30 protein-coding genes are annotated in these 24,337 nt (G+C 40.4%); 16 read left to right on the plus strand and 14 right to left on the minus strand.

Features of this window, described 5'->3' with window-relative positions; genetic code table 11:
• The first annotated feature begins 49 nt into the window (after positions 1 to 49).
• Together CYAN7822_RS03495 and CYAN7822_RS03500 are read left to right on the plus strand one after the other, a co-directional pair.
• Positions 50 to 1,171 carry a site-2 protease family protein gene (locus CYAN7822_RS03495; protein WP_013320862.1) on the plus strand — a complete coding sequence of 374 codons (1,122 nt, stop codon included), beginning with the start codon at positions 50 to 52 and terminating at the stop codon, positions 1,169 to 1,171.
• A gap of 132 nt (positions 1,172 to 1,303) precedes the next feature.
• Complete coding sequence (locus CYAN7822_RS03500) at positions 1,304 to 1,603, plus strand: putative quinol monooxygenase (protein ID WP_013320863.1); 300 nt, start codon at positions 1,304 to 1,306, stop codon at positions 1,601 to 1,603.
• An 86-nt stretch (positions 1,604 to 1,689) separates the two neighbouring features.
• Here CYAN7822_RS03500 and CYAN7822_RS03505 read toward each other — a convergent pair whose 3' ends face one another.
• A complete protein-coding gene (locus tag CYAN7822_RS03505) occupies positions 1,690 to 2,580 on the minus strand; it encodes a PEP-CTERM sorting domain-containing protein (RefSeq protein WP_041933118.1) in 891 nt (296 codons plus the stop codon).
• 54 nt (positions 2,581 to 2,634) lie between these two features.
• Here CYAN7822_RS03505 and CYAN7822_RS40115 point away from each other — a divergent pair, with 54 nt between their 5' ends.
• Positions 2,635 to 2,805, plus strand: a complete 171-nt coding sequence (locus CYAN7822_RS40115) for a putative quinol monooxygenase (RefSeq protein WP_342635702.1) — start codon at positions 2,635 to 2,637, stop codon at positions 2,803 to 2,805.
• An 81-nt stretch (positions 2,806 to 2,886) separates the two neighbouring features.
• Here the strand turns inward: CYAN7822_RS40115 and CYAN7822_RS03515 are convergent, their stop codons facing one another.
• Positions 2,887 to 4,191 (minus strand): PEP-CTERM sorting domain-containing protein, encoded by a 1,305-nt coding sequence (locus CYAN7822_RS03515; RefSeq protein ID WP_013320865.1) that lies wholly within the window; start codon positions 4,189 to 4,191, stop codon positions 2,887 to 2,889.
• A 151-nt stretch (positions 4,192 to 4,342) separates the two neighbouring features.
• Here CYAN7822_RS03515 and CYAN7822_RS03520 point away from each other — a divergent pair, with 151 nt between their 5' ends.
• The 3 genes from CYAN7822_RS03520 to CYAN7822_RS03530 all read left to right on the plus strand — a co-directional run bounded on the left by CYAN7822_RS03520 (position 4,343) and on the right by CYAN7822_RS03530 (position 6,664).
• Entirely contained in the window at positions 4,343 to 4,546 is a 204-nt protein-coding gene (locus tag CYAN7822_RS03520) for a DUF751 family protein (protein WP_013320866.1), read from the plus strand.
• Between the two features lie 109 nt (positions 4,547 to 4,655).
• Complete coding sequence (gene rbfA, locus CYAN7822_RS03525) at positions 4,656 to 5,057, plus strand: 30S ribosome-binding factor RbfA (RefSeq protein ID WP_013320867.1); 402 nt, start codon at positions 4,656 to 4,658, stop codon at positions 5,055 to 5,057.
• Positions 5,058 to 5,062: 5 nt separating this feature from the next.
• Positions 5,063 to 6,664 carry a glycoside hydrolase family 3 protein gene (locus tag CYAN7822_RS03530; RefSeq protein ID WP_013320868.1) on the plus strand — a complete coding sequence of 534 codons (1,602 nt, stop codon included), beginning with the start codon at positions 5,063 to 5,065 and terminating at the stop codon, positions 6,662 to 6,664.
• 23 nt (positions 6,665 to 6,687) lie between these two features.
• On the opposite strand, the gene CYAN7822_RS03535 is transcribed toward CYAN7822_RS03530, so the two are convergent.
• The gene (locus CYAN7822_RS03535; RefSeq protein WP_013320869.1) at positions 6,688 to 6,960 is read right to left on the minus strand and encodes a PEP-CTERM sorting domain-containing protein; all 273 of its coding nucleotides are present in this window, start codon (positions 6,958 to 6,960) and stop codon (positions 6,688 to 6,690) included.
• Between the two features lie 511 nt (positions 6,961 to 7,471).
• Here CYAN7822_RS03535 and CYAN7822_RS03540 point away from each other — a divergent pair.
• Complete coding sequence (locus CYAN7822_RS03540) at positions 7,472 to 8,122, plus strand: PEP-CTERM sorting domain-containing protein (protein WP_013320870.1); 651 nt, start codon at positions 7,472 to 7,474, stop codon at positions 8,120 to 8,122.
• Positions 8,123 to 8,286: 164 nt separating this feature from the next.
• On the opposite strand, the gene CYAN7822_RS03545 is transcribed toward CYAN7822_RS03540, so the two are convergent.
• Positions 8,287 to 8,850, minus strand: coding sequence for a YbhB/YbcL family Raf kinase inhibitor-like protein (locus tag CYAN7822_RS03545; RefSeq protein ID WP_013320871.1), 564 nt, complete (start codon positions 8,848 to 8,850; stop codon positions 8,287 to 8,289).
• Positions 8,851 to 9,018: 168 nt separating this feature from the next.
• Here CYAN7822_RS03545 and CYAN7822_RS03550 point away from each other — a divergent pair, with 168 nt between their 5' ends.
• The gene (locus CYAN7822_RS03550; protein ID WP_013320872.1) at positions 9,019 to 9,750 is read left to right on the plus strand and encodes a DUF3592 domain-containing protein; all 732 of its coding nucleotides are present in this window, start codon (positions 9,019 to 9,021) and stop codon (positions 9,748 to 9,750) included.
• 157 nt (positions 9,751 to 9,907) lie between these two features.
• Here the strand turns inward: CYAN7822_RS03550 and CYAN7822_RS03555 are convergent, their stop codons facing one another.
• Together CYAN7822_RS03555 and CYAN7822_RS03560 are read right to left on the minus strand one after the other, a co-directional pair.
• A complete protein-coding gene (locus CYAN7822_RS03555) occupies positions 9,908 to 10,393 on the minus strand; it encodes a rhodanese-like domain-containing protein (protein ID WP_013320873.1) in 486 nt (161 codons plus the stop codon).
• 242 nt (positions 10,394 to 10,635) lie between these two features.
• Entirely contained in the window at positions 10,636 to 12,648 is a 2,013-nt protein-coding gene (locus CYAN7822_RS03560) for an NAD(P)/FAD-dependent oxidoreductase (RefSeq protein WP_013320874.1), read from the minus strand.
• A 159-nt stretch (positions 12,649 to 12,807) separates the two neighbouring features.
• Here CYAN7822_RS03560 and CYAN7822_RS03565 point away from each other — a divergent pair, with 159 nt between their 5' ends.
• Positions 12,808 to 13,041: a hypothetical protein gene (locus tag CYAN7822_RS03565; protein WP_013320875.1), complete on the plus strand. Its 234-nt coding sequence runs from the start codon at positions 12,808 to 12,810 to the stop codon at positions 13,039 to 13,041.
• A 13-nt stretch (positions 13,042 to 13,054) separates the two neighbouring features.
• Here the strand turns inward: CYAN7822_RS03565 and CYAN7822_RS03570 are convergent, their stop codons facing one another.
• The gene (locus CYAN7822_RS03570; RefSeq protein WP_041933119.1) at positions 13,055 to 14,020 is read right to left on the minus strand and encodes a lysylphosphatidylglycerol synthase transmembrane domain-containing protein; all 966 of its coding nucleotides are present in this window, start codon (positions 14,018 to 14,020) and stop codon (positions 13,055 to 13,057) included.
• A 109-nt stretch (positions 14,021 to 14,129) separates the two neighbouring features.
• Positions 14,130 to 14,897, minus strand: coding sequence for a hypothetical protein (locus tag CYAN7822_RS03575; RefSeq protein WP_013320877.1), 768 nt, complete (start codon positions 14,895 to 14,897; stop codon positions 14,130 to 14,132).
• Positions 14,898 to 15,069: 172 nt separating this feature from the next.
• On the opposite strand from CYAN7822_RS03575, the gene CYAN7822_RS03580 reads away from it, so the two are divergent.
• The 4 genes from CYAN7822_RS03580 to CYAN7822_RS03595 all read left to right on the plus strand — a co-directional run bounded on the left by CYAN7822_RS03580 (position 15,070) and on the right by CYAN7822_RS03595 (position 18,160).
• On the plus strand, positions 15,070 to 15,231 hold the full coding sequence (locus CYAN7822_RS03580) for a DUF2256 domain-containing protein (protein WP_013320878.1): 162 nt from the start codon (positions 15,070 to 15,072) through the stop codon (positions 15,229 to 15,231).
• Between the two features lie 75 nt (positions 15,232 to 15,306).
• Complete coding sequence (locus tag CYAN7822_RS03585; protein WP_013320879.1) at positions 15,307 to 15,876, plus strand: Uma2 family endonuclease; 570 nt, start codon at positions 15,307 to 15,309, stop codon at positions 15,874 to 15,876.
• 100 nt (positions 15,877 to 15,976) lie between these two features.
• Positions 15,977 to 16,936: an isoaspartyl peptidase/L-asparaginase gene (locus CYAN7822_RS03590; protein ID WP_013320880.1), complete on the plus strand. Its 960-nt coding sequence runs from the start codon at positions 15,977 to 15,979 to the stop codon at positions 16,934 to 16,936.
• Positions 16,937 to 17,566: 630 nt separating this feature from the next.
• The gene (locus CYAN7822_RS03595; protein WP_013320882.1) at positions 17,567 to 18,160 is read left to right on the plus strand and encodes a COP23 domain-containing protein; all 594 of its coding nucleotides are present in this window, start codon (positions 17,567 to 17,569) and stop codon (positions 18,158 to 18,160) included.
• Between the two features lie 220 nt (positions 18,161 to 18,380).
• Here CYAN7822_RS03595 and argZ read toward each other — a convergent pair whose 3' ends face one another.
• Positions 18,381 to 20,498 carry a bifunctional arginine dihydrolase/ornithine cyclodeaminase gene (argZ, locus tag CYAN7822_RS03600; protein WP_013320883.1) on the minus strand — a complete coding sequence of 706 codons (2,118 nt, stop codon included), beginning with the start codon at positions 20,496 to 20,498 and terminating at the stop codon, positions 18,381 to 18,383.
• A gap of 220 nt (positions 20,499 to 20,718) precedes the next feature.
• Between argZ and CYAN7822_RS03605 the strand changes: the two genes are divergently transcribed.
• A complete protein-coding gene (locus tag CYAN7822_RS03605) occupies positions 20,719 to 20,973 on the plus strand; it encodes a polymorphic toxin type 30 domain-containing protein (protein WP_041933121.1) in 255 nt (84 codons plus the stop codon).
• A 27-nt stretch (positions 20,974 to 21,000) separates the two neighbouring features.
• Positions 21,001 to 21,501, plus strand: coding sequence for a HEAT repeat domain-containing protein (locus tag CYAN7822_RS03610; RefSeq protein WP_013320884.1), 501 nt, complete (start codon positions 21,001 to 21,003; stop codon positions 21,499 to 21,501).
• 24 nt (positions 21,502 to 21,525) lie between these two features.
• Here CYAN7822_RS03610 and CYAN7822_RS40120 read toward each other — a convergent pair whose 3' ends face one another.
• Positions 21,526 to 21,702, minus strand: a complete 177-nt coding sequence (locus tag CYAN7822_RS40120; RefSeq protein WP_425365333.1) for a DUF6887 family protein — start codon at positions 21,700 to 21,702, stop codon at positions 21,526 to 21,528.
• 30 nt (positions 21,703 to 21,732) lie between these two features.
• Positions 21,733 to 21,933, minus strand: coding sequence for a DUF6888 family protein (locus CYAN7822_RS03620; RefSeq protein WP_245602676.1), 201 nt, complete (start codon positions 21,931 to 21,933; stop codon positions 21,733 to 21,735).
• Between the two features lie 52 nt (positions 21,934 to 21,985).
• On the opposite strand from CYAN7822_RS03620, the gene CYAN7822_RS03625 reads away from it, so the two are divergent.
• Complete coding sequence (locus CYAN7822_RS03625) at positions 21,986 to 22,213, plus strand: YgiT-type zinc finger protein (protein ID WP_013320886.1); 228 nt, start codon at positions 21,986 to 21,988, stop codon at positions 22,211 to 22,213.
• On the opposite strand, the gene CYAN7822_RS03630 is transcribed toward CYAN7822_RS03625, so the two are convergent.
• The 3 genes from CYAN7822_RS03630 to CYAN7822_RS38885 all read right to left on the minus strand — a co-directional run bounded on the left by CYAN7822_RS03630 (position 22,185) and on the right by CYAN7822_RS38885 (position 24,145).
• Positions 22,185 to 22,463, minus strand: a complete 279-nt coding sequence (locus tag CYAN7822_RS03630) for a type II toxin-antitoxin system HicB family antitoxin (protein ID WP_013320887.1) — start codon at positions 22,461 to 22,463, stop codon at positions 22,185 to 22,187. The genes CYAN7822_RS03625 and CYAN7822_RS03630 overlap by 29 nt on opposite strands.
• Before the next feature lie 22 nt (positions 22,464 to 22,485).
• Entirely contained in the window at positions 22,486 to 23,523 is a 1,038-nt protein-coding gene (locus CYAN7822_RS03635) for a DUF262 domain-containing protein (protein WP_013320888.1), read from the minus strand.
• A 283-nt stretch (positions 23,524 to 23,806) separates the two neighbouring features.
• The gene (locus CYAN7822_RS38885) at positions 23,807 to 24,145 is read right to left on the minus strand and encodes a hypothetical protein (RefSeq protein WP_049802495.1); all 339 of its coding nucleotides are present in this window, start codon (positions 24,143 to 24,145) and stop codon (positions 23,807 to 23,809) included.
• Positions 24,146 to 24,337 lie beyond the last annotated feature (192 nt).

Raw genomic sequence — 24,337 nt, forward strand, 5'->3', positions numbered from 1 at the left:
AGGTAGAGCTAATTAGGTTTTACCAACAATCAAAGGAGGAAATCCACAGATGAACGGCAACATTCGTGTAGGTAACTTATTTGGGATACCTTTTTATGTAAATCCATCTTGGTTTTTTGTTTTGGGGTTAGTTACCCTCAGTTATGGAGGAGATTTAGCTCAATTTCCGCAACTGAGTGGGATTACACCTTGGTTGTTAGGATTTGTTGCCGCACTACTCCTATTTGCTTCTGTGGTTGCCCATGAATTGGGACATAGTTTTGTCGCACTCGCTCAAGGTATAGAAGTTAAGTCTATCACTTTGTTTCTTTTTGGTGGATTAGCCAGCTTAGGGAAAGAATCTGAAACCCCGCTTCAGGCTTTTTTAGTAGCGATTGCAGGACCGGTTGTTAGTTTACTTCTGTTTGGCTTGTTTTTGCTGATCTCGAATCAACTGGCTTTGCCCACTCCGCTTGCTGCTATCGTCTCTATGTTAGCTTATATTAACTTAGCCTTAGCTGTTTTTAACTTGATTCCTGGGTTGCCCTTAGATGGTGGCAATGTTTTAAAATCTGTTGTCTGGCAGATTACTGGTAATCCGAATAAAGGCGTTATTTTTGCCAGTCGAGTCGGTCAATTATTCGGTTGGTTAGCGGTTATTATTGGAGCCTTATCGATTTTTGGCGTGAGTCAAATTGGCAGTTTTTGGACTTTATTAATTGGCTTTTTCTTGTTACAAAATGCGGGGTTTTCTGCCCAAACGGCTAGGGTTCAAGATACTTTAGGGAGTTATAAAGTTGAAGAAGCGATTATTCCCGATAGCCCCATTGTTTCGGCTGACTTAACTTTACGAGAATTCGTTAATGAATATGTCATTGGGAAAAAAGAATGGAGAAAATTTTTAGTGACCAATGAAGATAATAAATTAATGGGAGTTCTTTTGATTGACAGCTTAAAGCAAGTTCCTACTTCTCAATGGACGGAAGTCCTAGTCAAAGACTTAATTCAACCGGCAGATACTATTAAAACGATTCAGGCTGAACAATCTTTACTGGATGCGGTAAAACTTCTAGAAGATCAAACCTCTCCTCAGTTAACGGTTATCCGAGGCGATGGGGTTGTAGTGGGATTATTGGAAAAAGCTTCGGTTCTCAGATTCTTGCAGGAAAAGGCACAAGCTAAAGCCGCTTAATAAATCAACCATCCATAAATCATAAACCATGAGCGATCAGCAACTTAACTTAGGGCTGATTGCTCCTAGCTAATGACCCATAACTGAGATCTGATAAAATCGAAGGGGTTAGTTGCTCAAAAGGAATTAAATATGGCTCAAGAATATCTTCGTGTTGTGGCTCGGGTGGCGGCTCTGCCTGATAAAGTGGAGGAAGTTAAAGCTATTCTCAGTGAACTTATTGAACCCACTCGTCAAGAAACCGGTTGTATTCAATATGAGCTTTTACAAAATCAAAATGACCCAACAGATTTTACCTTTGTGGAAACTTGGACAAATAAATCATCTTTATATACTCATCTCGCTAACAGTCATATTCAAGCGGCTATTAAAAAATTTGAGGGTTTAATCGCGGCTGAACCGGATATTCGTTTGTATGATCAATTATTTTGACAACTGAGTCAGGCTATAGATAATTTTGCCTTATCCATTATTTGAACCCCGCCCTTGAAGGACGAGGCCTTCATGAGAGCTTACTCTCAAACGGGAGTTGAAATTTTAGATTTTTTTTCCTGCTTTTTAGATACTGTTCGCTTGAAGAACGAACCGAAACCCAAGGCTGTACTTACGCCAAAAATAGTAAAGGGTTCTGGAACGACTTGGGGGGTTTGGCGCATGGAGTAAGACCATATTCCAGGGACAGGATCAATTAGGTTGCTACCATTAACCAAATTTAAAATAGATGAGCTAAAAGAACCTGGCAGTACCCATAAATTTATCCCATCACCAGCATCGAAGCCAGCTAGAGCAGGTGTCCCACCCAGTCCATTCGAGCCTCCAGAGGCATCTCCTGTAGTCCAGTTAAGGCCGGCATAGCGAAACTCAATGTCCAAGTATCCTCCTTTAAAGTCTTGCCTCCGATCCCGCAGGACAACTTGGAAAGTATTGGTTTTATCACTATGTTGATTATAATAGCCAACTTGATCCCAAGTAACCACAATGGTCTTCTCATTAGGATAACCCACGTAAACGGTCCCGCAATCTTCGCATCGGGTATCCACATCTGCCCAGTAAGGGGCAATTATTGGGTAGTTGTAGTTGCTAACAGGAAATGGTTCAGGAGTGTAACTACGGAATGGAGCAATGGTCACGGTGCCATTCGGGTTAACAAAAAAAAACATACGAGAGCCGAAGAGGGGAAAGGGTAGGGTTAATGGGTCTGGTGTGTGTTCCCCTGGCTCTAAATCATGGTTAAGTTTTGAAGTCGCATAACCATATCCGGCAGGACCACCTAAACCCTTGATTAAAACATTGGGATTGGTAATTTGTGCGTTAGCTCTCTGGGGCAATGTTGCACACAGCAGCAACAATACGGACGCACTGAAGCCAAAGGCGCAGTCTTTGAGCCTATTTGAACGATTAAACATCATATTGGCTGAAAATTAGGAATTTATGACAGAATCCTAACATATAGCATTTGCATAATCAATCTTTTACAAAATCAAAATGACCCAACAGATTTTACCTTTGTGGAAACTTGGACAAATAAATCATGTTTAGATACTCATCTGGCTAACAGTCATATTCAAGCGGCTATTAAAAAATTTGAGGGTTTAATCGCGGCTGAACCGGATATTTTCTCTCTCAACTTTTAGGCAAATGGAGAAGAATAATTTTGCCTTCTCCATTATTTGAACCCCGCCCTTGAAGGACGAGGCCTTGATCAGAGCTTACTCTCAAACGGGAGTTGAAATTTTAGATTTTTTTTCCTGCTTTTTAGACACTCTTCGCTTGAAGAACGAACCGAAACCCAAGGCTGTACTTACGCCAAAAATAGTAAAGGGTTCTGGAACGACTTGGGGGATTTGGCGCATGGACACCTGGCCTGGGCTAACAAAAGTTAGTCCTGTTACGAATGCTTGAACATCGTTGGGGTCTAGCCCAGCCTCAACCTCGATCCCTCTGATACTGAAACGATTCACGCCACCTGGCGAGAAAGTGAAAGGATTGCCACCCGTCAAAAAGATGCCACTATTCTCGTAGTCATTGATAGTAGGATTAAACAGCCAAAGTTCATAATTATTATCGCCAATGCCAGTGGGCAGAAGAACAGAGGCAATGTTTGGGCCTGAATCAACAACATAGTCGTAACCGATGCCAACTAATGGATCGATGAAGACTGGGATATTAGGGTCTTGAATATTAAAATTAAATTCCCATCCGTTATCTGTCACCACAGGAAGAAGAGGATTGCTTGGAGTAGTTCCTGGGATAGTTCCTGGGACACTACCTTGTCGGATCGCGAAAGACCATATTCCAGCGACAGGATCAATTAGGTTGCTACTATTAACCAAATTTAAAATATATGAGCTAAAAGAACCTGGCAGTGCCGAGAAATTTATCCCATCACCAGCATCGAAGCCAGCTTGGGCAGGTGTACCACCCAGTCCATTCGAGCCTCCAGAGGCATCCCCTGTAGTCCAGTTAAGGCCGCCATAGCGAAACTCAATGTCAAAGTCTCCTGGAGTAAAGTCCTGACTCCGATTCCGCAGGACAACTTGGAAAGTATTGGTTTTATCACTATGTTCATCATAATAGCCAACTTGATCCCAAGTCACCACAACCGTGTCTGAATTAGGAGAACCCACGTAAACGGCCCCGCAATCTTGGCATCGGGTATCCACATCTGCCCAGTAAGGGGCAATCATTGGCTGGTTGCTAACAGGAAATGGTTCAGGAGTGTAACGAAAGAGTGGACTTTCGAAGGTCAGGTTGCCATTGTTGTTAATCCAAAACTCGTTAAAGTAGTTGCCAAAAAAGTTGATGGTAAAGGGTAGGTCTAATAAGTTGGACGAGCCATCATCGTTAGGTTCTTGAGATAGCTCACCATATCCCGCAGGACCACCTAAGCCATTGATTAAAACATTGGGATTGGTAATTTGAGCGTTAGCTCTCTGGGGCAATGTTCCACACAGGAGCAACAATACGGACGCGCTGAAGCCATAGGCGTAGTCTTTGAGCCTATTTGAGCGATTAAACATTATATTTTCTGTAAATTGGTATTTGATGACAGAAGCCTAACATATAGCATTTGCATAATCAATCTTTATAAGCAGACTTCACAGAATCTTTAATTTATTGCTTTTAAATGTATTAAATATATAAAGAGACGACTATCATAGGATTAAAATCATGGAAGATTTTTTTAATAACATTTCTCGCTACCCTCGCTACCTGATCAGTTTTTCTTTAGGCATCTTCTTTTCCTTCTTTGGATGGATGAAACCTCTATTTAAGAATCCGCTCACAGCGATCGCAACGATAGGAATGTTAGTCGGAGGGTTTGTGTTTTTATTCTTTACCCTACGAGCTATGTTAGGGGTATCTACAGTATGATCAACGTAGATCTGAATCTCTTAGCAAGAGACTAAGTAACGGATAGGGGTTGAAATAACATAATCAACCCTACTTAAAGCCCATAAAGTTAGCAATAGGGGGCGAAATCATGGCTACCGATCGTCGAGTTTCTCGCGTTTCCTCCTTAATTAAACGCGAAGTCAGTCAAATGTTACTCTACGAGATCAAGGATGATCGAGTAGGTGCGGGGATGGTGAGTGTCACCGATGTAGATGTGTCCGGAGATTTACAGCACGCGAAAATTTTCGTCAGTATCTACGGCACAGAACAAGCAAAAGCAGAAACAATGGAGGGCTTAAGATCGTCAGCCGGTTTTGTACGCCGTGAACTTGGCCAACGGATACGCCTCCGGAGAACCCCTGAAATAGTGTTTTTTGAAGATCGTTCTTTAGAGCGAGGCGATCGCACATTACATCTACTCAACCAACTCCGGGATACTCGTCAAGAAGATGATGAGGATATAGAGCCTGCACAAGAGGACCTCAGTTAAGCGTTGTGAAAGATTGTAGCGAGTTTTCCCTCAAACAACAGATCGGACAAATGGTGGTCGTTAGAGCGTCTGGCTATTTGTTCGATCACCAAAGACTTTATCCGCAATGGGAAGCAACTAATGAGCAATTACGGCATTGGTTAGAAACTTTAAATCTGGGTGGGGTAATTTTCGTCGGCGGCAGTGCGGCAGAATTAGCCCTGAGAACTCAGCAGCTACAAAACTGGGCCACTACCCCCCTTTTAATGGCAGCAGACCTCGAAGAAGGGGTAGGACAGCGTTTTAGTGCCGCCACACAGTTTCCTCCCATTATGGCATTAGGAGAAATTGCTAAAGAGAACTTATCAATGGCTCAATCTTTAGCGGCTAAAATGGGAGCGATCACGGCGGCGCAAGCTCATGAAATTGGGATTAATTGGATACTCGCCCCTGTGGTAGATGTTAATAATAATCCCCATAACCCTGTTATTAATGTTCGTTCTTTTGGCGATCAGCCGGAACAGGTGAGCAAGTTGGCAACCGCTTTTATTGAAGGAACACAAAATTATCCGGTTTTAACTTGTGCCAAACATTTTCCGGGTCATGGAAACACCGCCACAGACTCTCATTTAGATTTACCGGTTCTTCCCCATTCCCAAGAAGACCTCGAAAAGACAGAATTACCCCCCTTTAAAGAGGTGATCGCTTTTGGTGTAGATAGTATCATGAGTGCCCATTTACTGATCCCGGCTTGGGATCAAGAAAATCCGGCCACGCTTTCTAGAGCCATTCTCACAGAGCAATTAAGGGAAAAATTAGGCTTTAAAGGGATAATTGTCACCGATGCTTTAATCATGGGAGGAGTGACGAAATATGCCTCACCCGCAGAAATCGCCGTTAAGGCAGTAGAAGCCGGGGCGGATATTTTATTAATGCCTGATGATCCCTTGGTGGCAATTGAAGCGGTTTATCAGGCGGTGCAGTCTGGCCGAATATCTCCTGAACGTATTGCCCAGTCTGTACAACGTATTATTGAAGCCAAAGAAAAGCTCAAATTAGGAGATAGGGTAAGGAGAGATGAATTGCCCCTACAGGGGTTATTACAACCCTCTTCCAGGGAAACCGTTAAAAGTATTTTACAAGCTTCCCTACAAACCGGGGGGAATTTCCCGCTAGAACCTTTACAGGGCAACAGTGCGAGAAATTTAATTGTGGTGGATGATTTGCTCAATCGGGATTTTTTAGACCGTCAATCTCCGGCGGTGGTGTTACCGAAACAATTCGGATATGATTTACAGTTATTTGATCAAAATACTTTAGCTTTTGCCGGGGCTTATCACAGGCTTACTTTACTACAAGTGTTTATTCGCGGAAATCCTTTTCGAGGAAGTGCGGGATTAACTGACATCGCTGCTAATTTTTATCAGCATTTATTAGAAAAGCGGCTGATACAAGGGTTAATTATTTATGGGAGTCCTTACGTTTTAGAGTGGTTTCGTGATCAACTCGCTGGCGAGTTACCTTGGGTGTTTTCTTATGGACAAATGCCGATGGCTCAAGAAATGGCTTGTCAAGCTTTATTCGGTGTAGCCCAAGGGAATGAGCGGTCAAAAGAATTTACGGATTAAGATAATTAAGAGTCTTGAGATTTTTAAAAAGTACCACAATTCTTACGTAGAATCAGCCACCCTAGTCCTGTTATTACTCCTAAACCGACTATCATCGACGGTTCGGGAAGAGTCTTCACAGCCGTCAAGGAAATATCATCAACAGTCAAATCATTTCCCTGAAAATTAGTATTTTTATTAATAGTCGTTGTCGAGGCGGTAAAATTTGAACCTATCTGCTGATTATTAATTTTGAAAATTAACTCCGCAAAAGAGATAGGATCGCTAGAAGCCATCGATGTTGAAAAATCATACATAGTATTATCGGCTATATTAACGGTTTTTTGCCAGACAATTTGTTTAGATTATTTATTTTATTTAACTTACATCTTTTCCCTAAAAATTACACTATCAATTGCCGACTTTATAGTAACGGCTGAAAGCCTGTGTATACGAAATTACAAATTGCTCAAAATAAGGCTTAAAAAGACGAATTCGCTCTTGGGTTAGAGGAGCGATTCCTCAATTATTTGGTTCTGCTACACTACTAATACTATAGCTCCAGTAAGCTACGACAAATGAACTTAAATATAAAACCGTCTAGAAATCAATTTATAATCTACTAAATTTTTTGTTGAAAACGAACAAGGCTATAATCGACAAATTTTTGATAATATTGATTAAAATACTCGGAAAAATTCAAAAAAATAGGCTAAATTTTTTTTTGAAGATTTGATGAATTTATTAAATATCTATTGCCAATCTTAGGTTTTTTTTATAAACTCATAGTAGTTTTTTTGAAAGGGTTTTCCCTCTTAATTGAAAATTATGATGAATATAATTAGCAAATCTTCTTTTTTTGTGTCCACTGGAATGGCATTACTCGCTGTTAGTGCTTTTGGCTCTCAAGCCAGTGCAGCAACCCTTCCTTTAGGAGGTTGGAGCATTTTAGGATCGGGATCTCAAAGTGGTAATAGCCTCTTTTTGTCCACTGACGGAGGGGTGAATACTATTGATGCTGAAAGCTTTCTCGGCTTATCTTCCGGAACAATAAGTAGTATCGGTGATAATCCTACTACTGGTTCTGTTGCCGCAACAACAATTACAGCGAACGCCAATGATCAAATTCAATTTAAATGGATCTTTGATGCTGGCGATTATTTGCCTTATAACGATTTTGCGTTTTATAGCGTAGTAGAAAGCTCTTCTGAGGGATATCTTTTATCGAATGTCTCTCTGGTTGGTGATTATGGAGAAGGAAGCGGCATTGCCACCTATACTTTCAACACCCCTGGAACTTACTTAATAGGTGTTGGTGTGTTCAACAGTCTAGATAGCGCCTTGCAAAGTTCTCTAGCGATAGAACCGGTGCCTGAACCCTTAACCATGTTGGGGGCGGCTACAGCGATAAGCTTAGGAGCTAGCTTCAAGCGCACGCTGGCTAAAAAACAAGAGAAAGAAAAGTCCAACAAGGCGTAGCTCTCCTTTCTCTTACTAATTCAACTTTTAAACAATAATTGTAGTTTATATTAAGCAGGATAGCATAAAATTCAGAGTAGTAACTGTACTGACTATATTTGTTCAGTTACTGCTTTGAAAATCCTGCATCCAAGGTCTGAGACGCGAGTTTCGACTAAAGCCAATTAGGAACGACGATAAATACCTATTAATTCGGCAGATGCCAGCACATGACCAGCCATAGCCGCTTCTAATTGCGCTTTGGTAGCTTTGGCTTTCAGGTCTAGCAAGGTATCGAGAGCGTAAAGCTTGAAGAAATAGCGGTGAGTGCCTTTTGGCGGACAGGGCCCCCCATAGGCAACTTTTTTGAAATCATTAATTCCCTGAACTCCTCCATTGGGTAAAGCATCCCCTGAAGGGACATTTTCAGGCAAAGAGCGGCTAGTTGGGGGTAAATTATAGACAACCCAGTGAACCCAAGTTTTAAAGGGTGCATCTGGGTCATCGCAGATTAAAGCCAGGCTTTTTGTGCCTGCTGGTGGTTCATCCCAAGACAGTGCAGGAGAGATATCCTGACCATCGCAAGTATATAGGGACGGAATCAGTTCGTTAGCCCTAAAGGCGGTACTTTCTAATTTCATTTTGTTTGTCGAGGAGAGGGCAGAATTAGAAGAATTAGAGTTACAGGCAAACAAAAACAATCCTAGTGCGCTAAAGACCTTTTTTTGTAGGAAAACTCGTCGCTTCATAGTTAGCTGAGTAAATCAACTTAAATATAATTTATTAACATCCTAAACTCAACTTTTGTTAACATTGTTAACAAATCAAGCTAATGGTTGAGTAATTTCCGAAATAACAGCAAGAGGTTTTGTATTTTAAGAGTACCAACCACTTGCAAGTTTTTTACAGACACCAAGATGAATCAGCACAATAAACTTTTTAGTATAGTTGGGAGTGTCTTCGGTCTATTAGGACTGGGAATGTTATTTGGCAGTTGGCTTTCCTTTAGTGGTACTCAGGATTTTTTAAAAAATTCAGTCTCTTCCGTTGGTACTGTCATTGATCTAAGAGTAAAATCCTCTTATGATCATGATGGCGGAAGTATTTATTATCCTAGGGTCAGCTTTCAAACTGAAAAAGCAGAAAAAATTGATTTTGAGTCCAATTTTGGCACTAATCCTCCGGCTTATAAAGTTGGGCAACAAGTCCCTGTTCTTTATCATCCGGATAATCCTGACCAAGCTCAAATTAAGTCTTTTTGGTCCCTGTGGTTCGTATCTATCCTTTTACTAGGAATGGGAGGAATTTTTACAGTGGTAGGCTTGAGTCTGTTGTTATCGCTTAAGCTTCAGAAACAGCAATCTTCGCTGCTGGCCAAAGGACAACAATTGCTGACCCACTTTGCCGGGGTTCAATTAAACACAGCTATAGCTGTTAATGGAAACCATCCTTATCAAATTATTTCTCAGTGGTTAAATCCAGTCACTAACGAAGTTCATGTTTTTTATAGTGAGCCGATTTGGTTCAATCCCGAAGAATTTATCGAGTCTCAAGACATTTTAGTTTATGTAGATTCGAGCGATTTCAATAACTATTATATGGATATTTCTTTTTTACCTCAAATGGCACGTTCATCATCTTTAGTTTAATCTAAAAGAGTAATATTTTTGAGAAAACTCTTGGTATTCCTAATTATTTATTTGTATTTTCTCTTGAGCCAAAGTTCAACAAATCAATAAAAATGGGGGTATTACCCCCATCCTGATTAGTTAGGACAAATGTGTAAGACTATATTGAATATGCCCTTTATTTCATTTGGTTCTCTTTATCTCTTTCGTCCTTGAACTGTTCTAAGCGAGATTTAACATTATAATCTCCTTCGCTTGGGGGTTTTTCGGAGTCAATTCCTTCCATAGCGCCATAAATTTCTTGCCAAGCTTTTAGTCCGCCTTGAAGTTCAGCGACTCGGCTATAACCGGCTTGTCTAAGACTGTTAGCGGCTTCGGCTGTTTCCTCATCACTAGCCCCATAAATATAAATATCGCGATTGGGTTCTAAACTAGATTTAGCGAATTGTTCCAAATCTCCTTGATCGACATTCATAGCTCCCTGAATGTGGCCATACCGATAACTATCATGATCCCGCACGTCAATAATTGTTAGTGCTTGCTCTCCTAATTTCAGGCGAGACTTGAGTTCATGAGCGGTAGCTTGAGGATGTAAATCAGGAGGAGTAGGAGTTACGTTAGGTAGCTTTTCTTTGAGTTTACTAATGTTATCTGCTATATCCATATATTTTTACCAAAACTTGTTTTTTAAATAGTAACGAAAGGAATTTAATATACTCTTCCTTCTCTAGAGCTAACCATAGAGAAAAAAGTTTAACTCTTTAGATAGAAAAAGAAGATTTTTTAGCAACTTATTTGATTTTTTTGCCACACTATATCCCCCACACCGTGCTGTAATACCCCGCCGGGGAGGGCAGGGTTTTATTCTAGAGACGCTGCTGGAAATGCTCTTGTCTACAAGGAGTTCTAAAAATTTAAGCTATAGCGAAAACTCAACAACCTTAACCACCAAGCCGGATAGGACTTTTCTAACCAAGACTGAGATTGTTTTAACCATTGAGGAAACCAGCCGCCAAACAGGGGATTTTTCAGGCCATCAAGGGTAAAGTCTAGGTAAGTGGCTAACCAATAGATCATATCTTCAGGTCCGGCCATTTCTAAGATCCACCACAACAAAGCCGGATTTTTCCGTGCCGCTTTGATAGCGAGTCGGGTAAACATCCACCAAGTAGTTTTATCCTTAATAAAAGTATCGGCCACTTCTGGGGGTTCGGCTTCTAGGAGTCCAAAAAAAGTATTGAGCATACTATTAATCCGTTGAGGTGATAAGATTTTTCCAGTCGGCACCATCATCCCTTTAGAAAATAGCCAGGTTACGGCAATATTACTTTGATAAGCCCGAATCTGCTCTAAATCTTCGGCACTTAATAGGTCATGTTTGAGGGCAGTATCTAATAAATGGGTTAAACGGCCTAAATTTCGCACCAGTGAACCAAAGCCGGTAAAAATGAGAGGAGATTGAAGAGAAGCCGCGTCTCCAATGGCTAACAGTCGATCATAAGCCACCTTGCGGTCGCGCTTGCCTCGACTAAAATGGCCCGGAATATAACCAAAGGTGGGTTTTTTCCAAATCAATTTTTCGAGATCACAGCGACGGTACTCGGGCAGGATTGTAAAGAAATCTTCATACATTTCTAATAAAGAGCCGGGATTATCGGGATGTACCTGATGATAATGAAACAGATAAATAGTTAATTCTTGACCGATGCCTGGAAATAATTCCCAAATTAACTGTCTTCCGCGAGAAATATCGCCATGAGAGTTAAGCACATCTCCATATTGAGCATCCCAAACTTGGGGGTCAAATCCCTCTATCACCGCACCCACTGTGGGACAAACACTATCAAAAGCTCGTTTCCCATTTAGCTGCCAAGCAATGGGAGAAGCCGTTCCCATCGCGTCTACTAATAACCGTCCACTAACTTGTTTAGCTTCGCCTGTGGGAAGATGGACTAATTGAACGCTCACTTGTTGCTGATGGATATCTGCCCTGATAAACTCGGTTTCGTCCCAGATTTCCCCGCCGGCGCGGCGTAATTTTTCGCCACATAAAGCCAAGAATTTCTCCGAATCAATGGCCACATTTAAGACTTTGGGGGTATGTAGGACGGGGGCTTTTAAATGGGGAGGATTATTACTGTCAAAGAATTTATTAAATCCGTCTGTATATTCTCGGGCAATTACCGCCTCAAACTCTTGTGGGCTAAACAAACCCAGGTCAATCAAGCTTTGAAATTCAGAACGAGAAATATTCCATTCCCGATTCATTCTGCCAAAAGATAGACGTTCTACCAATAGCACCCGGTAGCCTAACATGGCCATGACGGCGGCATGAACCACTCCCAAGGCACCCCCGATATAAATGAGGTCATAGGGGTTATCCTCAGAGACGGGCGCAACTCTTGCTCCGGAACCTTCAAAAACTACCTGTTTTGGTTCTTTGGGGTTACGCACACTGTCGCGCCACCGTTTTTCCCACCAATAAACTCGCTGGAGGTCGTATTCTCCTTTAGGCATTTTCTCAAAAAAATGGACGGTTTTGGGATAGTAGGGAGCTAAAGCTTCAAAAATCGATTGTTGAGACAGATCTATTTCGGGTGGTTGAGGATAATTAGGTGGGAATTGAGTTAAGAGTGCCCGCCTTAAGTGTTGACAGATCGGTTTTTCTGGCTTGATGGGAGCTTGTGCCCAACGAAAGACTTTTAAATAGGTGGTTCGTTGCACCGACCACACAAAAATCGACAGTTCTTGATCCGAAATCGGGTTGCTTGCTGTTGTAGTTAGGGAACGTAGTTGTAAACGAATGCCCGTTTTCGTTACAATTTTTTGTCCTTGTGGGGGTTGCCACTGTTGTTGTAACCAGGTGCTTACGGCTTTTGTGTCTGGTGTGGGAACTTCCAAATAGAGGATTTCTTCCATCTTTATCGTTGACTGAAAAATGAAATTAATTACAAATACGGAACCGAAAAAGTAAAAACTGCGCTAGACTACCGATTACTATATCCTTAAAACAAGTTTAAAAATTTTTACCTTCATACCCTTGTAAGATAAATTATTTTGTGCTAATTTAAATCCGCCATGCACTATTCTATCCCCACCAGTCCAGAAGAAATTATCGCATTCCGTCACAGACCAGTTGACGAGGAAATGATCGCGGCCGCCATTGCCGGTTTAATTCAAATCACCCGTTCTCAGGGTGGCTCTTTGGAAGAATTAAAGGCGGAAGTGCTGGCTGACGATCCCATATTGGATCAAGTACAGCGACGTTGGCTCAGTCAAATTGTGACTCAAGCCTGGGAAAGTTTACCATAACGAGGCTACACTTTTACTGATTCCGCATTTTTTTGGCGGCTCCCATCATTTGGCTAAGAAAAGGTAAACCGATGATCGCTGGTAGAAAATAACGGGAAGTACAGAGTAACCCTAACGCGGCGGCGGTAGCTTCCCCAAAATAAGGGGGTGAGGGGCTAATGGCATATAAAAACACTAAAGCACCGTCACGAGTTCCCACACCCGCAAAAGTTAAAGGAAGTAACCCAGCCAAGATAGCTAAAGGAGAAAGAGCAAAGTTAACCCAAAAGGGAACCCAGGCTCTCAAAGCCACCATAAAAAGCCAAATTTGCAACAGATGTAAAAACCAGATAAAGATAGAAGTGAGAGAGATTTTCAACAGTTGTTGTCGATCACTCCAGAAATACGAGTGCATTTCTTCCCAAGCGGTTTGTGCTGAACTCAGTTTTTTCTTGATCTTCTTGGGAGCGATTTTAATGGCATTGACAAAAAATACTGCGGCAAATTGACGAGAACCAAGTAATAATAAACCTAAGATTAACCCGGCAGCGACGGCCAAAGTCATGACCCAAAAAAAACTATCTTTTGGCGAATAGATAAATAAACCAAACACACACCACAACAGCAGGGAGAGCATATCACAGGCTTTTTCAAAGATTACTAAAGATAGAGCCAGTGAGCCGCTTAAATGTCCTCTGTCTTTCATAAAGTAAGCTTTGGCGATATCTCCCATTTTGGAGGGTAGCACCATATTGAGGACACTAGCCCCTAAAATTAAACGGTTAGCTTCGATAAAGTCTAAATGAGTATCTTTAGGCATTAGCTGTTGTAGCCGCCAAGAGGTAAATAGAGTAATGGGGATAACCATCCCTAAACTGACGGTCATCCATAAAGGATCACTTTTTTGGAAAACTTCTAGCAGATGTTGGATATCGATTTTTGAGTAAATAATTAGAAGGATAGCAACGCTGACTGCTATAGATATAAGTCGTTTGTTCATGCCGCTCTTAGAAGTTTCAGACAATAACCTCATTGTGTCATTACTGTGAACTTCCTAGCCGCTTTGAACCAGAAGCGATCTAATGTATTGATTTAATGACTAATGACCATTAAGAACTTTTGACAAAGCGAATGATTTCTCGAACATGGGCGAGAAACTGACTATCTTCCGTCAGTTGAGCGATGGCGCTTTTGGCTTCTCGGGATAACTGTTCATGTTGAGCTTTATTTCTTGCCTCGAATTGCTCTAAATTAGCGATCAAACTGGCTAAATCTTGTCGCAATTTTTGAATTTTTTGCTCTTGTTTGGTTGACCAAGAATCAGGGTTATTAAGGTCTAATTTGTCTTGTAATTCTTTAACTGTTTCCTCTAACTGATTAAAGCGGCTACGCAACTCGATGACATCCTCCCGAGGATATTTAATTTGTTCACGAATCATGGATAAACGGGCGGCTAGATATTCATAAGCCCGAATGGCTGGACGTAACCCCGTTAATAATAAAGTTGCCCCAGAACTGACATAACCCACCGCACTAATGCCGGTAGCGGCTAAGGTATAAAGACCTAAAGCTGAGAGAAGATGAAGGGCGATGGCCACCACGATAGACCACTTTTGCACCCCTTTAACGTAGTTGAGTTGTTTTTCGTCTACAGGGAGGTCTTTTTCTTGGGAAATTGCCGCTTCTGCGATGACTGCCTTGGCTTCAAAATAGACATTCCAAGGCACGGTTACAATAACCAGTAACCACCAAAAACTAGCAATACCAATTAACCAGTCGATTAAATTTCCCGTCGGAATGTGCAACCATTGCAAAATTCCAAACGTCAATAACATCAATATGCCTAATCCTAGACTAGAGCCGATCAAATAAAACATATTATTTTGCCCGCTATGATCATGTTTTGATGCTTCTATGATGGAAAATCTTTTGGGAATTTAAGGCTTTGTATGTGGCGCTTTTAAGAGTGAACAGAGAAGGGTTAACAGTTGACAGTTAACGGTTATGAGTTATAAGTTTGATAAAATCCCTTAAATTTTCTGGTTTATTATGGCACGTCAACGCTCTAAATCTGATTTACCGACAAAAATTTGTGCAGTTTGTGGACTGTCTTTTACTTGGCGCAAAAAATGGGCTAACTGTTGGGATGACGTTAAATACTGCTCCGAAAGATGCCGCCGGCGTAGATCGCAGGCTCAGACAGATGAATAAAAATGTATTGAAGTAAACTAGATGTAAGAATTTCTACCCCTTACCCCGAAAGTCGTGACAGTGGTTAACAAAACTATGATAGTCAACAATCAACCTTTTTATATTTCTCCTGAAGATTACTTAGAAGGAGAAAGCGTTAGCCCGATCAAACATGAATATAGACGGGGACAAGTTTATGCGATGGTAGGGGCGAAAAAGCCTCATATTGTTCTTGCTAGTAATTTAGCCCGGCTACTGGGTAATCATTTAGAGAATAGTCCTTGTTTAGTCCTCACCTCAGATATCAAAGTGAGGTTAGAAGAAGCCGATTGTTATTACTACCCTGATCTTGCTGTAACCTGCGATGAACGGGATATTAACAATACCGATGAATTTATTCTCTATCCGCTTTTAGTGGTGGAAATTTTATCTAAATCTACTGAAAAATTTGATCGAGGAGAAAAATTTGCTGACTACCAAACCTCACCCTTATTACAAGAATATGTCTTAATTAAGCAAACTGAAATGAAAATAGAATGTTTTCGACGTTCTGATTCAGGACAATGGACTTCTCATATTTATCAATCAGGAGATGAAGTTCACTTGGCGAGTGTAGACTTTCGCAGTGATCTAGCTACACTTTATCGAAAAGTCCCAGGTCTTTGACAATTTTTCTCAAGAATCATTTTAGTTGTGACATCCTAACAAGCTTCTGATAAGTTGGATCTAATAACCGATTAAATTATTATTAGGATCTAACCGAGTAATGAGTAACGTACAACCTAAATTAATTATTCACGGAGGAGCAAGTTCTTTAGACGATAAGGGAGGATTAGAATCTGTCCGTAAGTGTCTATATGATGTGATCCAACAAGTGTATGATTTATTGCTAGAGGGCAAAAGCGCGGTAGATGCAGTGAGTCGTGGCTGTGAGTTATTAGAAAATGAACCTCGTTTTAATGCGGGTACAGGTTCGGTGGTTCAATCTGATGGGCAAATCCGCATGAGTGCTTCTTTAATGGATGGAAATAAACAAAGTTTTAGCGGCGTAATTAATATTTCTCGGGTTAAAAATCCGATTCACCTCGCTCAATATTTGCAAGGGCACGATGATCGCGTGTTATCTGATTATGGTTCTTTAGAGTTATCCCGAGAATTGCAAATTCCGCCTTATGATCCTTTGATCGACTTTCGTTTATATGAGTGGATGGAAGAAAGAAAGTTTAACTTTCAGAAAAAAATGGCACAATTGTATGCTCCGAGTGAACATTCTACTCAAGACCCTTATTTTGAATCACGACGGGGTACGATTGGGGTGGTAGCCCTCGATGATCAAGGCAGAATTGCCGCCGGAACTTCTACAGGGGGTAAAGGACTAGAAAGAATTGGACGGGTGAGTGATTCGGCGATGCCGGCAGGTAACTATGCGACGGGTGCGGCTGGTGTGAGTTGCACTGGGGTGGGAGAAGACATTATTGATGAATGTTTAGCCGCCCGCATTGTGGTCCGGGTGACTGATGGGATGTCTCTGCCGCAAGCGATGGAAAAATCTATGCAAGAGTCTTCTACTCATCAGCGAGATTTAGGGGCCATTGCGCTGGACCACACGGGGATGATCGCTTGGGGTAAAACCAGTGAGGTTATCCTAGCCGCCTATCATAATGGTGAACTGGTGGGTGATACTTTGGAATGGAGAGATAAGGCTTTATTTGGGTATCTAAAATAATTCTTTGGATGCGTTATGGCGGCTGGTGAGTAACCCTGTGCTTCACTGTGTTCCGCACCCCAATCCGATCACAGATCGCCGTCAAGGCGCATCCTAAGGTGTTAACTTTAACTCTTTTCCCCACTTAGTAATAATTACTTGAGCAAAGTTACTATCGGTTATTGAATGAGTTAGAGATTTTTCAAAGGCTGTTACATGAGTTATTTTCAATACAGACATCGAGTTAAACTGATTTTATTTAAAACTATCAACTAAGGTAAACAAATCTAATTTCATCGCTTCTTGCTGCCTTTAGTCCTTGTTTAAGTGTTTTTTCTTTCCTAGAAACTTTTTAAGCATTAACTTATTTGAGTAAATTTTAAGTTTTTTTATCTAAATTAAAATAAAGATACAAATCTTAATAAAAGTTAATATTAGCGGTAAATCCGAGATAAATTTAGCCTAAATACAATCAAAGCGGGATGCTTAAAGCTCAACTGTCTGAACGATTTCAAGGAAATCTTAAAGGAGTCATTTAAAGGGGGGTGAGTAGAAATCATTGCATAAAAACCCGGAAAAAGTTGTAACGATTGGACAAAACAAACTTTAAAAATGAACCAGAATAAAATTATCGCAATGAGGTCAAAAACAATGAACAATTACACTAAGATTCTCCTAGGAGGTACAGTTTTAGCCGTTAGCGCGTTAAGTTTAGTAGCATCTGCTCAAGCTTCGCCTGCGCCCATCGAGAGAGACAAAATAGTCTTTTCTTGTGAATTTCAAAATAATGAGTATGTAACTATCCAAAGACTTGTTCGAGAAACAGTTAATCCGGTTAGTGCTGTAGTTTATGAAACAAAAGTTGTCTATGAAAATCCATTACCTTTAGTCAGTTGGAAGGCCACATTAGATTCAGACCATCCCAAAGGAGAATATACACCTGAAAGTCGCTGTCAAGCCAATAGCACCCGCTTAACCAATTTGGCCTCTGCCTATGGTCTTCACACAGTGGAAGATATTGCCCTTTTAGGACAAGTAAGTAAATTTGGCACAGCTAATCATCAGGGTGTCCTTTTTGTTTCATACCCTGAAAAAACAAAAGTTTCCAAAGAAAATGTCATTTTTACCTTAACGCCTGAAAATCGGAAAGAGGGTAAAGATGTTCTCGCACAGTTTCAGATCGGTGTAGCAGGAAGCGTGGGAGGGCCTGATCTCCCACCCGTTAAGCTACCGATCGTGGATTAGGTCCCACGCGAATTAGGTAACATCACAGATTAGATTTCCCTCTTTTTCCGACTTGTATATAGTAGCACAGCAGATTGTTCAGTCAAGGATCAACTCACGCCACCCAAAGCCTGAATGGGGAAGTGTCAGTTACCTTCATGAATGTTTTCTCTGCTGTGCCTTTGTTTTTGAGACAGATAATTAAGTGTAAGTTGGGTGGGCAATGCCCACCTGAGCAAGATTAGACGGTTTGAGTTAAGTGTATGGGACGGGTTAAGCGTTCTAGTTGCTGTACTAATAAGCTGAGGAATAATCCTACATCGGTAACAACCCCAACCGACTCAACAGAACCGCGATCACTGAGTTTGGTTACTACGGCCGGGTTAATATCCACACAAACCATCTTCACACCGGCCGGGGTCATATTTCCTACGCCGATGGAATGCAGCATCGATGACAGCATTAAGATCATGTCTGTACCTTGCAGTAAGCGGGAGTATTCGGCTTGGGCTTTGACGAGGTCCATTTCGGTATCGGGTAAAGGTCCATCATCTCGAATGGAACCGGCTAGGCAGAAGGGGATGTTATTCTTCACACATTCATACATGACCCCTTTTGTCAAGACTCCGGCTTCTACAGCTTTAGCAATACTGCCATAGCGGCGAATGCTATTAATGACCTTTAAGTGGTGACGGTGACCACCTCTTACGGGTACACCTTTTAGCATATCCACACCCAGGGAAGTGCCCATCAAAGCTTGTTCCATATCATGAACCGCGATCGCATTGCCGCCTAATAGGGCATGAACATAGCCTTCTCGAATTAACCAGGATAGATGTTGGGCCCCACCGGTATGAATGACCACCGGTCCAGCCGTGACCACCACTTTACCGCCTTGATCGCGAATTTGTCGCAATTCCCAAGCGATTTGTTCTACCACTAATTCTACGCGGCGTTCACTGGATACACCAGCGCCCATAAAGGTGAATTCTTTAGACTCTTTGCGTTGGTCTCTGGACTCGACATTGCGGATGGTGCGAATTCCTTCTACTCCCACCATTACGTGATCCCCAACTTTGAGGTCCCGCAGTAACTTACATTCTGCTGAGGGAGGTTGGGCAGTACCATCCACCACGATTGCTGCATCCATGCGTTGGTTTTGCACCCTTACCCACTCACAGTTAACGCGCACTTCGGTGGGATAGATAGTGGAGACATAAAAATCATCGGGGGCGACTCCATCAAGGGCGACCACTTCGGTATTAACGTCACAAGCTTCCTGTGGACGAGGAACTGCCCCAACGTCAATTAATTGAGTCATGATATCTTCCATGACTTCGTGGGAGGGGGCGCTAACCCGCACTTCTGCCGAGGAGGTACTTTGTTTTTCGATGCCTAAATTGAAGTTGAGAACTCGGAAACTGCCGCCATTTTCGATCACTAAGTCGAGGGCTTTATTCATGATACCGGCATCGAGTAGGTGCCCTTGCAATTGGATAATGCGGCTTTCTACCGGTTCGTTAGCATGGACATCTTCGAGAACCGGTTCAGTGACGCGCAGGGTGAGACATTTCGCCGCGCCGCCTGCTTTAAGGAATTCAGTTAAGGGGGTTTGTACCACTTCAAACCCGGCTGCGTTAATACGGTCTTTCAGGTCATCACTAATTTTATTCATAATGATGGTCTGGTTAACATTGACCGCATTGCAAGCAAAATTCACCGCATCGGGTTCTTGTACAACTATCCGTTTTTCAGCAGGAACCCGGCGTTCGATAAGGTGGTTAGAATAGGTATCAAAGGCAGGGGGATAGTAGAGTAAATAGCCGCCACTGAGGGGACAGAAACAGGTATCTAGATGATAGAATCGTGGATCGATCAGGCGAAGAGAAAGCACTTCGATATCTAACCATTTGGCTAGGTAAGGATGAGAGTCTAGTTCTGACCGAAAACCGTATCCGGCCCATAACCAGCGTCCTTCTCGGTCTAGTAGGGCATCGCCTGCGCCTTCAAAGGGGAGGTCTTTGGGTAATTCAAATACATTAAACCCGTTTTTCTCAAACCATGCTTTAAAATAAGGTTCTTCTCCCTGACGTTCTTTGTGCATGAAGCGGCTAAGAACCACATTATCCCCTAAGACTAAACCGGCGTTGGCGGTAAAGACCATATCGGGCCAACCTTTTTCGGGGGGAACTAAATCTACTATAGCTCTATCTTTAATAGCATGATACAGTTTTTGCCACTGTTCTACAGCGCGATCGCGTGACGATTTGTGTATATTCCCCTCCATCCAAGGATTTATCACATAATCTACGTCGTAATGATCAGGGGCACACATTAAAAAGCGAATCGTGTCAGCCATAATTGTTTAAGATAAAATCAACGTTGTTTGAACTTATTCGGGATTTAACAGAGTCGACGCGTTTTGTTTTGGGGGGTTACTTTCTCTCCCGTCTTCGATTTCAGCATCCTGATAAACCAACTCTCCATTATACCAAACCTTGGCGAACTTTCGCGTCGGGAGGGTTGGGAATGTAATTCTTTTTAATTCTGCTGTCTTGATTCTAACTTATTGATCAATATTGCTGCCATTTCTTGATCGCTTAAGGTATAAGGATATTTTTGGCGGTTGGGAGGTGGGAATTGATTTAACAGCCCCAGAGGGCAGTAATGCAAGGCAGGGTTGGGTTGTTCGTATTCAATGGGGGAATAAGTTTTTAGACTATAAGGGGAATTTTACCCATAGAAATAGTCATAATTCTAACAGTCCCTATTATAATCCCAATATAGCCAATGATACTCATATCCCGATCCAAGAGCCTACAGGTCAACTTTAATCTAAATTTTGGGGGAGATTTATAATAATGGAAACTTCTATCAAAACTTCATCTAATACATTACTTGAAAAGGTCAAAGCGTTTAGTTTACATGGGGAAAATTACCAAAGCTTATCTCCACAAATTAAGCGAAATAAACAATTAGAGGAAGCTGAAAAAATTAGTGATGATCTAGAGTTTTTAGTTTTTGAGTTAGAGGAAAATATTTATTGTGAAATTTTGCAAGCTATAATTGAGCAATCTAGCCAACAAAATGATTATGAAATCAAAGAAGTATTGCTAAATTCAGTAGCTAATGCTATGTCTCAAAGTGATTGTATTAAAAAAATAGATTTAAGTTTTTTAATTAAACAGATAGATCAATTAAAAGGAGATTGTTTACTTCATGCTCTTGATATTATTGGTTTATCCAGAAATTTATCTTATGTTGAAGTTATCAGACGGTTTCTTAAACATTCTAATTTAGAGGTTAGAGAAACAGCCGCTATGGCTTTATCAGAGATTGAATCTTTTCATCAACCTGGTTAAAGATAATTAGACTAATAGTTAATTTTAGACTTGTCTGCCTGGATAGTTGCCTAATTTTTCTAGAAACTCAGGATAATTTTCCATATCTTCCATAGATTTGAGGGGAGGATGAGTTACCCATGTTTTCTCGGCGTGTATTTTATCCATAAAAGCATAGAAAGCTTCATCGTCTTCTCGATGAGACAGACATAAGCGCGTAATTCTTTATAACTCATAGTTTGAAAGTTGGGTTTATTCATTGATGTATCTCCAGTCTCCATCAGGATATATTTCTATAATTATTTCTTCTGCGGCTAAAAAGCAGATATTACCGGTACGTTCATCCAAGCGAACTAGGTTAACAGGTTTATATAATTTAGTTGTCCAACAACAAAGAGTATAGCATTGCCAGACTTCTGCCTCTGTAGGAATAATTAAGCCGCCGCAGTTCAACTTAATCTATATTGTACTATCTATGGATAAATTATGATACCAGGAGAAGCCAGTGAGTAAGTGTTATGTCTGTGGTTCAACTTATTTTGCCGAAAAATTGGTAAATGAGGTTTTTGAGATTAATGGTAAGTATGTGTTAGTTGAAAATATTCCGGCAAAAGTATGCTCTCAATGCGGCAAAGTTATATTTAGTAGTGAAGCGGCGGAAAAAGTGCGTTTAATGGTTCATGGAGGACAACAACCGAGTAAGTCTATTCAAGTTGATGTTTTTGCTTATTAGGTTTAATTGTGAGCATAATATTAATTGTGAGCATAATAAATGTGGAGTAAGGTTTGGGTTGCGGCAAAGGTTTACCCGCTTGTTGATACTCTTCCGTTAACAGTTCTAAAACTTCTTGAGTATTTTTTAAGGCTTCTTCATAAGTTTCCCCATGCGTATGAAACTGTTGAGTAGGAAACTCAGGTAAATGCACTAAATAACAGTTATCTTCATCTGACCATTGAATCACAATTGTAAAAGGAAAATTCATTGTTTTGCCTCCTCACCAGGTTTTAACCAGCTAGTTTTTGATTTACCGGTATTTCTTCTAAAACTTTTCTTAAAAATGCCCCTCTAATATCACGAGCTTTTTTACTGGTAGTCCCCGCATAGTTATAGTGATAATATTGGGCATATTCATCAGTTTCTCTATCTTTGGTTTTATTCTTTTGGATTTCTTCTTCTAATTGTTTCAGACGGTTACTTATTTGGTAAACTTCAGGTAAAGCCTGATTTTTTTGCTCAAATTTAGCTAATTCAATTGTTAAGCTAAAAAAGCTTGATTTTCTATTCCATAAACTATCGGGTTCAAATTTACAGGCATTAATTAAGTCAAATATGTCTTTTAGAAGTTTAGTAATTTCTTCTTTATTAGGATATTCATCATCATATCGTTTGACATAGGTTTCAATTTCCTTATCTCCTCTAAAATATCCTCCTTCTTCTAAAGTTGCCATCATTAGAAGAATATATTCTAAATCTTGCATTCGCGCGGATTCACTATCAGTGAATAAATCAATTTTGGCGAAAATTTCTTGATTTTGATTTAAAATCTCTTTTGCGGTTGTGATAAACTCCCCTTCATAGAGTGAGTTTTGTATTTCGATTGCATTTAAAGCATACCCTACAGAATTAATTCTCTCAAAAATTTCTTGTATTTCTTTCTTGCTTATTCTTCCTAAATCTCGAACTACAATTACATAATCAAAAAATCTTGTTTGTTCTTCTTTGGTTAATTCCTTAAATTTTTTAATATTTTTAACCGGAAAATGTTCAGATGATGTGACATATCTATAAATTGTATCTAATCTTTGCTGTCCGTCAACTACAAGGGTTTGTGATGTTTGAGTTTCAAGATCAATATCGCCATCAGCTAAATAAATTTCTGGAAATGGGAATCCTTTTAAAATTGTTTCTATAAAACTCTCTTTGTGTTTATTATTCCAAACTAATTTTCTTTGAAAAGATGGAGCTAAAATTAAACTTCCATTTTTCATTTGATTAAATAAATCTAAAAGTTTTTTATTAGTTCCTATACCAATTTCAGCCATTGATGTTACCTCCCAGTCTTAACTTTTTTATATTTTGAATATGATAACCTTCAAAAAAACGAAAATTATAATAAATTGCACCATTTATTTTATAGTAGCTGCCATATTTTTTATAGGAAATAGAATTAAAAAAATCAAACCATTCATTTTTTTTAGAATAGGTGAAAGGAAACAAGTCGGGACGTAACCACCCTTTAAAGAAATATGCTAAAAATTTTCTGTAGTTTTTTTGTTCTTGACTGCTCCTATCGGTTAAATCAATATTAAAATCATATAGCTCAGATCAATATTCTTCAAAGACAGATCGAGAAATGATAACCATATCAATATCTGACTCTTCTGAGAACTTTCGCCACAGTTTTTTAGGTGCTATACTAAAACCAAGTTTTGCTGATCCAACCATACGAACCATTTCAGGACTTTCTAAGGAAAAATGTTGAGCAATTTCATATTTAAGGTCAAAATATGAATCTTCATTGTCTCTAAAAATATAAGGTGTACCATGAGTAATAAATTTTTGAACGATCAATTGTTCGGTTTGTGACGAATCATCTAAGGACTGTTTAAAAGCCGCTATTCTAAGTTCTATAGGGTCATCATCACTGGTCTTTCTTTCATTCACGGGTTATTTAAAGAGAATTCCTCAAAAAATAGGCTCTATAGCCATAGTCATTCCTCCGAAAACATTTGTCAAGTCATAGTCTATTATCTCTTATCTTCTAAGCCATCATCAATGTAATTAGACATAAACCTCTTACCTCAAGTATTCTCATCACTCTTTTTTGTCAAGTCTCCCTAACACCACCTCCCCCAA

Source organism: Gloeothece verrucosa PCC 7822, assembly GCF_000147335.1.
Classification (GTDB): Bacteria; Cyanobacteriota; Cyanobacteriia; order Cyanobacteriales; family Microcystaceae; genus Gloeothece; species Gloeothece verrucosa.

Bases quoted from the DNA above. Each gene is read 5' to 3' on its own strand.
- CYAN7822_RS03495 (WP_013320862.1), top strand. From the start codon at position 50: ATGAACGGCAACATTCGTGTAGGTAACTTATTTGGGATACCTTTTTAT.
- CYAN7822_RS03500 (WP_013320863.1), top strand. From the start codon at position 1,304: ATGGCTCAAGAATATCTTCGTGTTGTGGCTCGGGTGGCGGCTCTGCCT.
- CYAN7822_RS03505 (WP_041933118.1), bottom strand. From the start codon at position 2,580: ATGATGTTTAATCGTTCAAATAGGCTCAAAGACTGCGCCTTTGGCTTC.
- CYAN7822_RS03515 (WP_013320865.1), bottom strand. From the start codon at position 4,191: ATGTTTAATCGCTCAAATAGGCTCAAAGACTACGCCTATGGCTTCAGC.
- CYAN7822_RS03520 (WP_013320866.1), top strand. From the start codon at position 4,343: ATGGAAGATTTTTTTAATAACATTTCTCGCTACCCTCGCTACCTGATC.
- rbfA (WP_013320867.1), top strand. From the start codon at position 4,656: ATGGCTACCGATCGTCGAGTTTCTCGCGTTTCCTCCTTAATTAAACGC.
- CYAN7822_RS03535 (WP_013320869.1), bottom strand. From the start codon at position 6,960: ATGTATGATTTTTCAACATCGATGGCTTCTAGCGATCCTATCTCTTTT.
- CYAN7822_RS03540 (WP_013320870.1), top strand. From the start codon at position 7,472: ATGATGAATATAATTAGCAAATCTTCTTTTTTTGTGTCCACTGGAATG.
- CYAN7822_RS03545 (WP_013320871.1), bottom strand. From the start codon at position 8,850: ATGAAGCGACGAGTTTTCCTACAAAAAAAGGTCTTTAGCGCACTAGGA.
- CYAN7822_RS03550 (WP_013320872.1), top strand. From the start codon at position 9,019: ATGAATCAGCACAATAAACTTTTTAGTATAGTTGGGAGTGTCTTCGGT.
- CYAN7822_RS03555 (WP_013320873.1), bottom strand. From the start codon at position 10,393: ATGGATATAGCAGATAACATTAGTAAACTCAAAGAAAAGCTACCTAAC.
- CYAN7822_RS03560 (WP_013320874.1), bottom strand. From the start codon at position 12,648: ATGGAAGAAATCCTCTATTTGGAAGTTCCCACACCAGACACAAAAGCC.
- CYAN7822_RS03565 (WP_013320875.1), top strand. From the start codon at position 12,808: ATGCACTATTCTATCCCCACCAGTCCAGAAGAAATTATCGCATTCCGT.
- CYAN7822_RS03570 (WP_041933119.1), bottom strand. From the start codon at position 14,020: ATGAACAAACGACTTATATCTATAGCAGTCAGCGTTGCTATCCTTCTA.
- CYAN7822_RS03575 (WP_013320877.1), bottom strand. From the start codon at position 14,897: ATGTTTTATTTGATCGGCTCTAGTCTAGGATTAGGCATATTGATGTTA.
- CYAN7822_RS03580 (WP_013320878.1), top strand. From the start codon at position 15,070: ATGGCACGTCAACGCTCTAAATCTGATTTACCGACAAAAATTTGTGCA.
- CYAN7822_RS03585 (WP_013320879.1), top strand. From the start codon at position 15,307: ATGATAGTCAACAATCAACCTTTTTATATTTCTCCTGAAGATTACTTA.
- CYAN7822_RS03590 (WP_013320880.1), top strand. From the start codon at position 15,977: ATGAGTAACGTACAACCTAAATTAATTATTCACGGAGGAGCAAGTTCT.
- CYAN7822_RS03595 (WP_013320882.1), top strand. From the start codon at position 17,567: ATGAACAATTACACTAAGATTCTCCTAGGAGGTACAGTTTTAGCCGTT.
- argZ (WP_013320883.1), bottom strand. From the start codon at position 20,498: ATGGCTGACACGATTCGCTTTTTAATGTGTGCCCCTGATCATTACGAC.
- CYAN7822_RS03610 (WP_013320884.1), top strand. From the start codon at position 21,001: ATGGAAACTTCTATCAAAACTTCATCTAATACATTACTTGAAAAGGTC.
- CYAN7822_RS03630 (WP_013320887.1), bottom strand. From the start codon at position 22,463: ATGAATTTTCCTTTTACAATTGTGATTCAATGGTCAGATGAAGATAAC.
- CYAN7822_RS03635 (WP_013320888.1), bottom strand. From the start codon at position 23,523: ATGGCTGAAATTGGTATAGGAACTAATAAAAAACTTTTAGATTTATTT.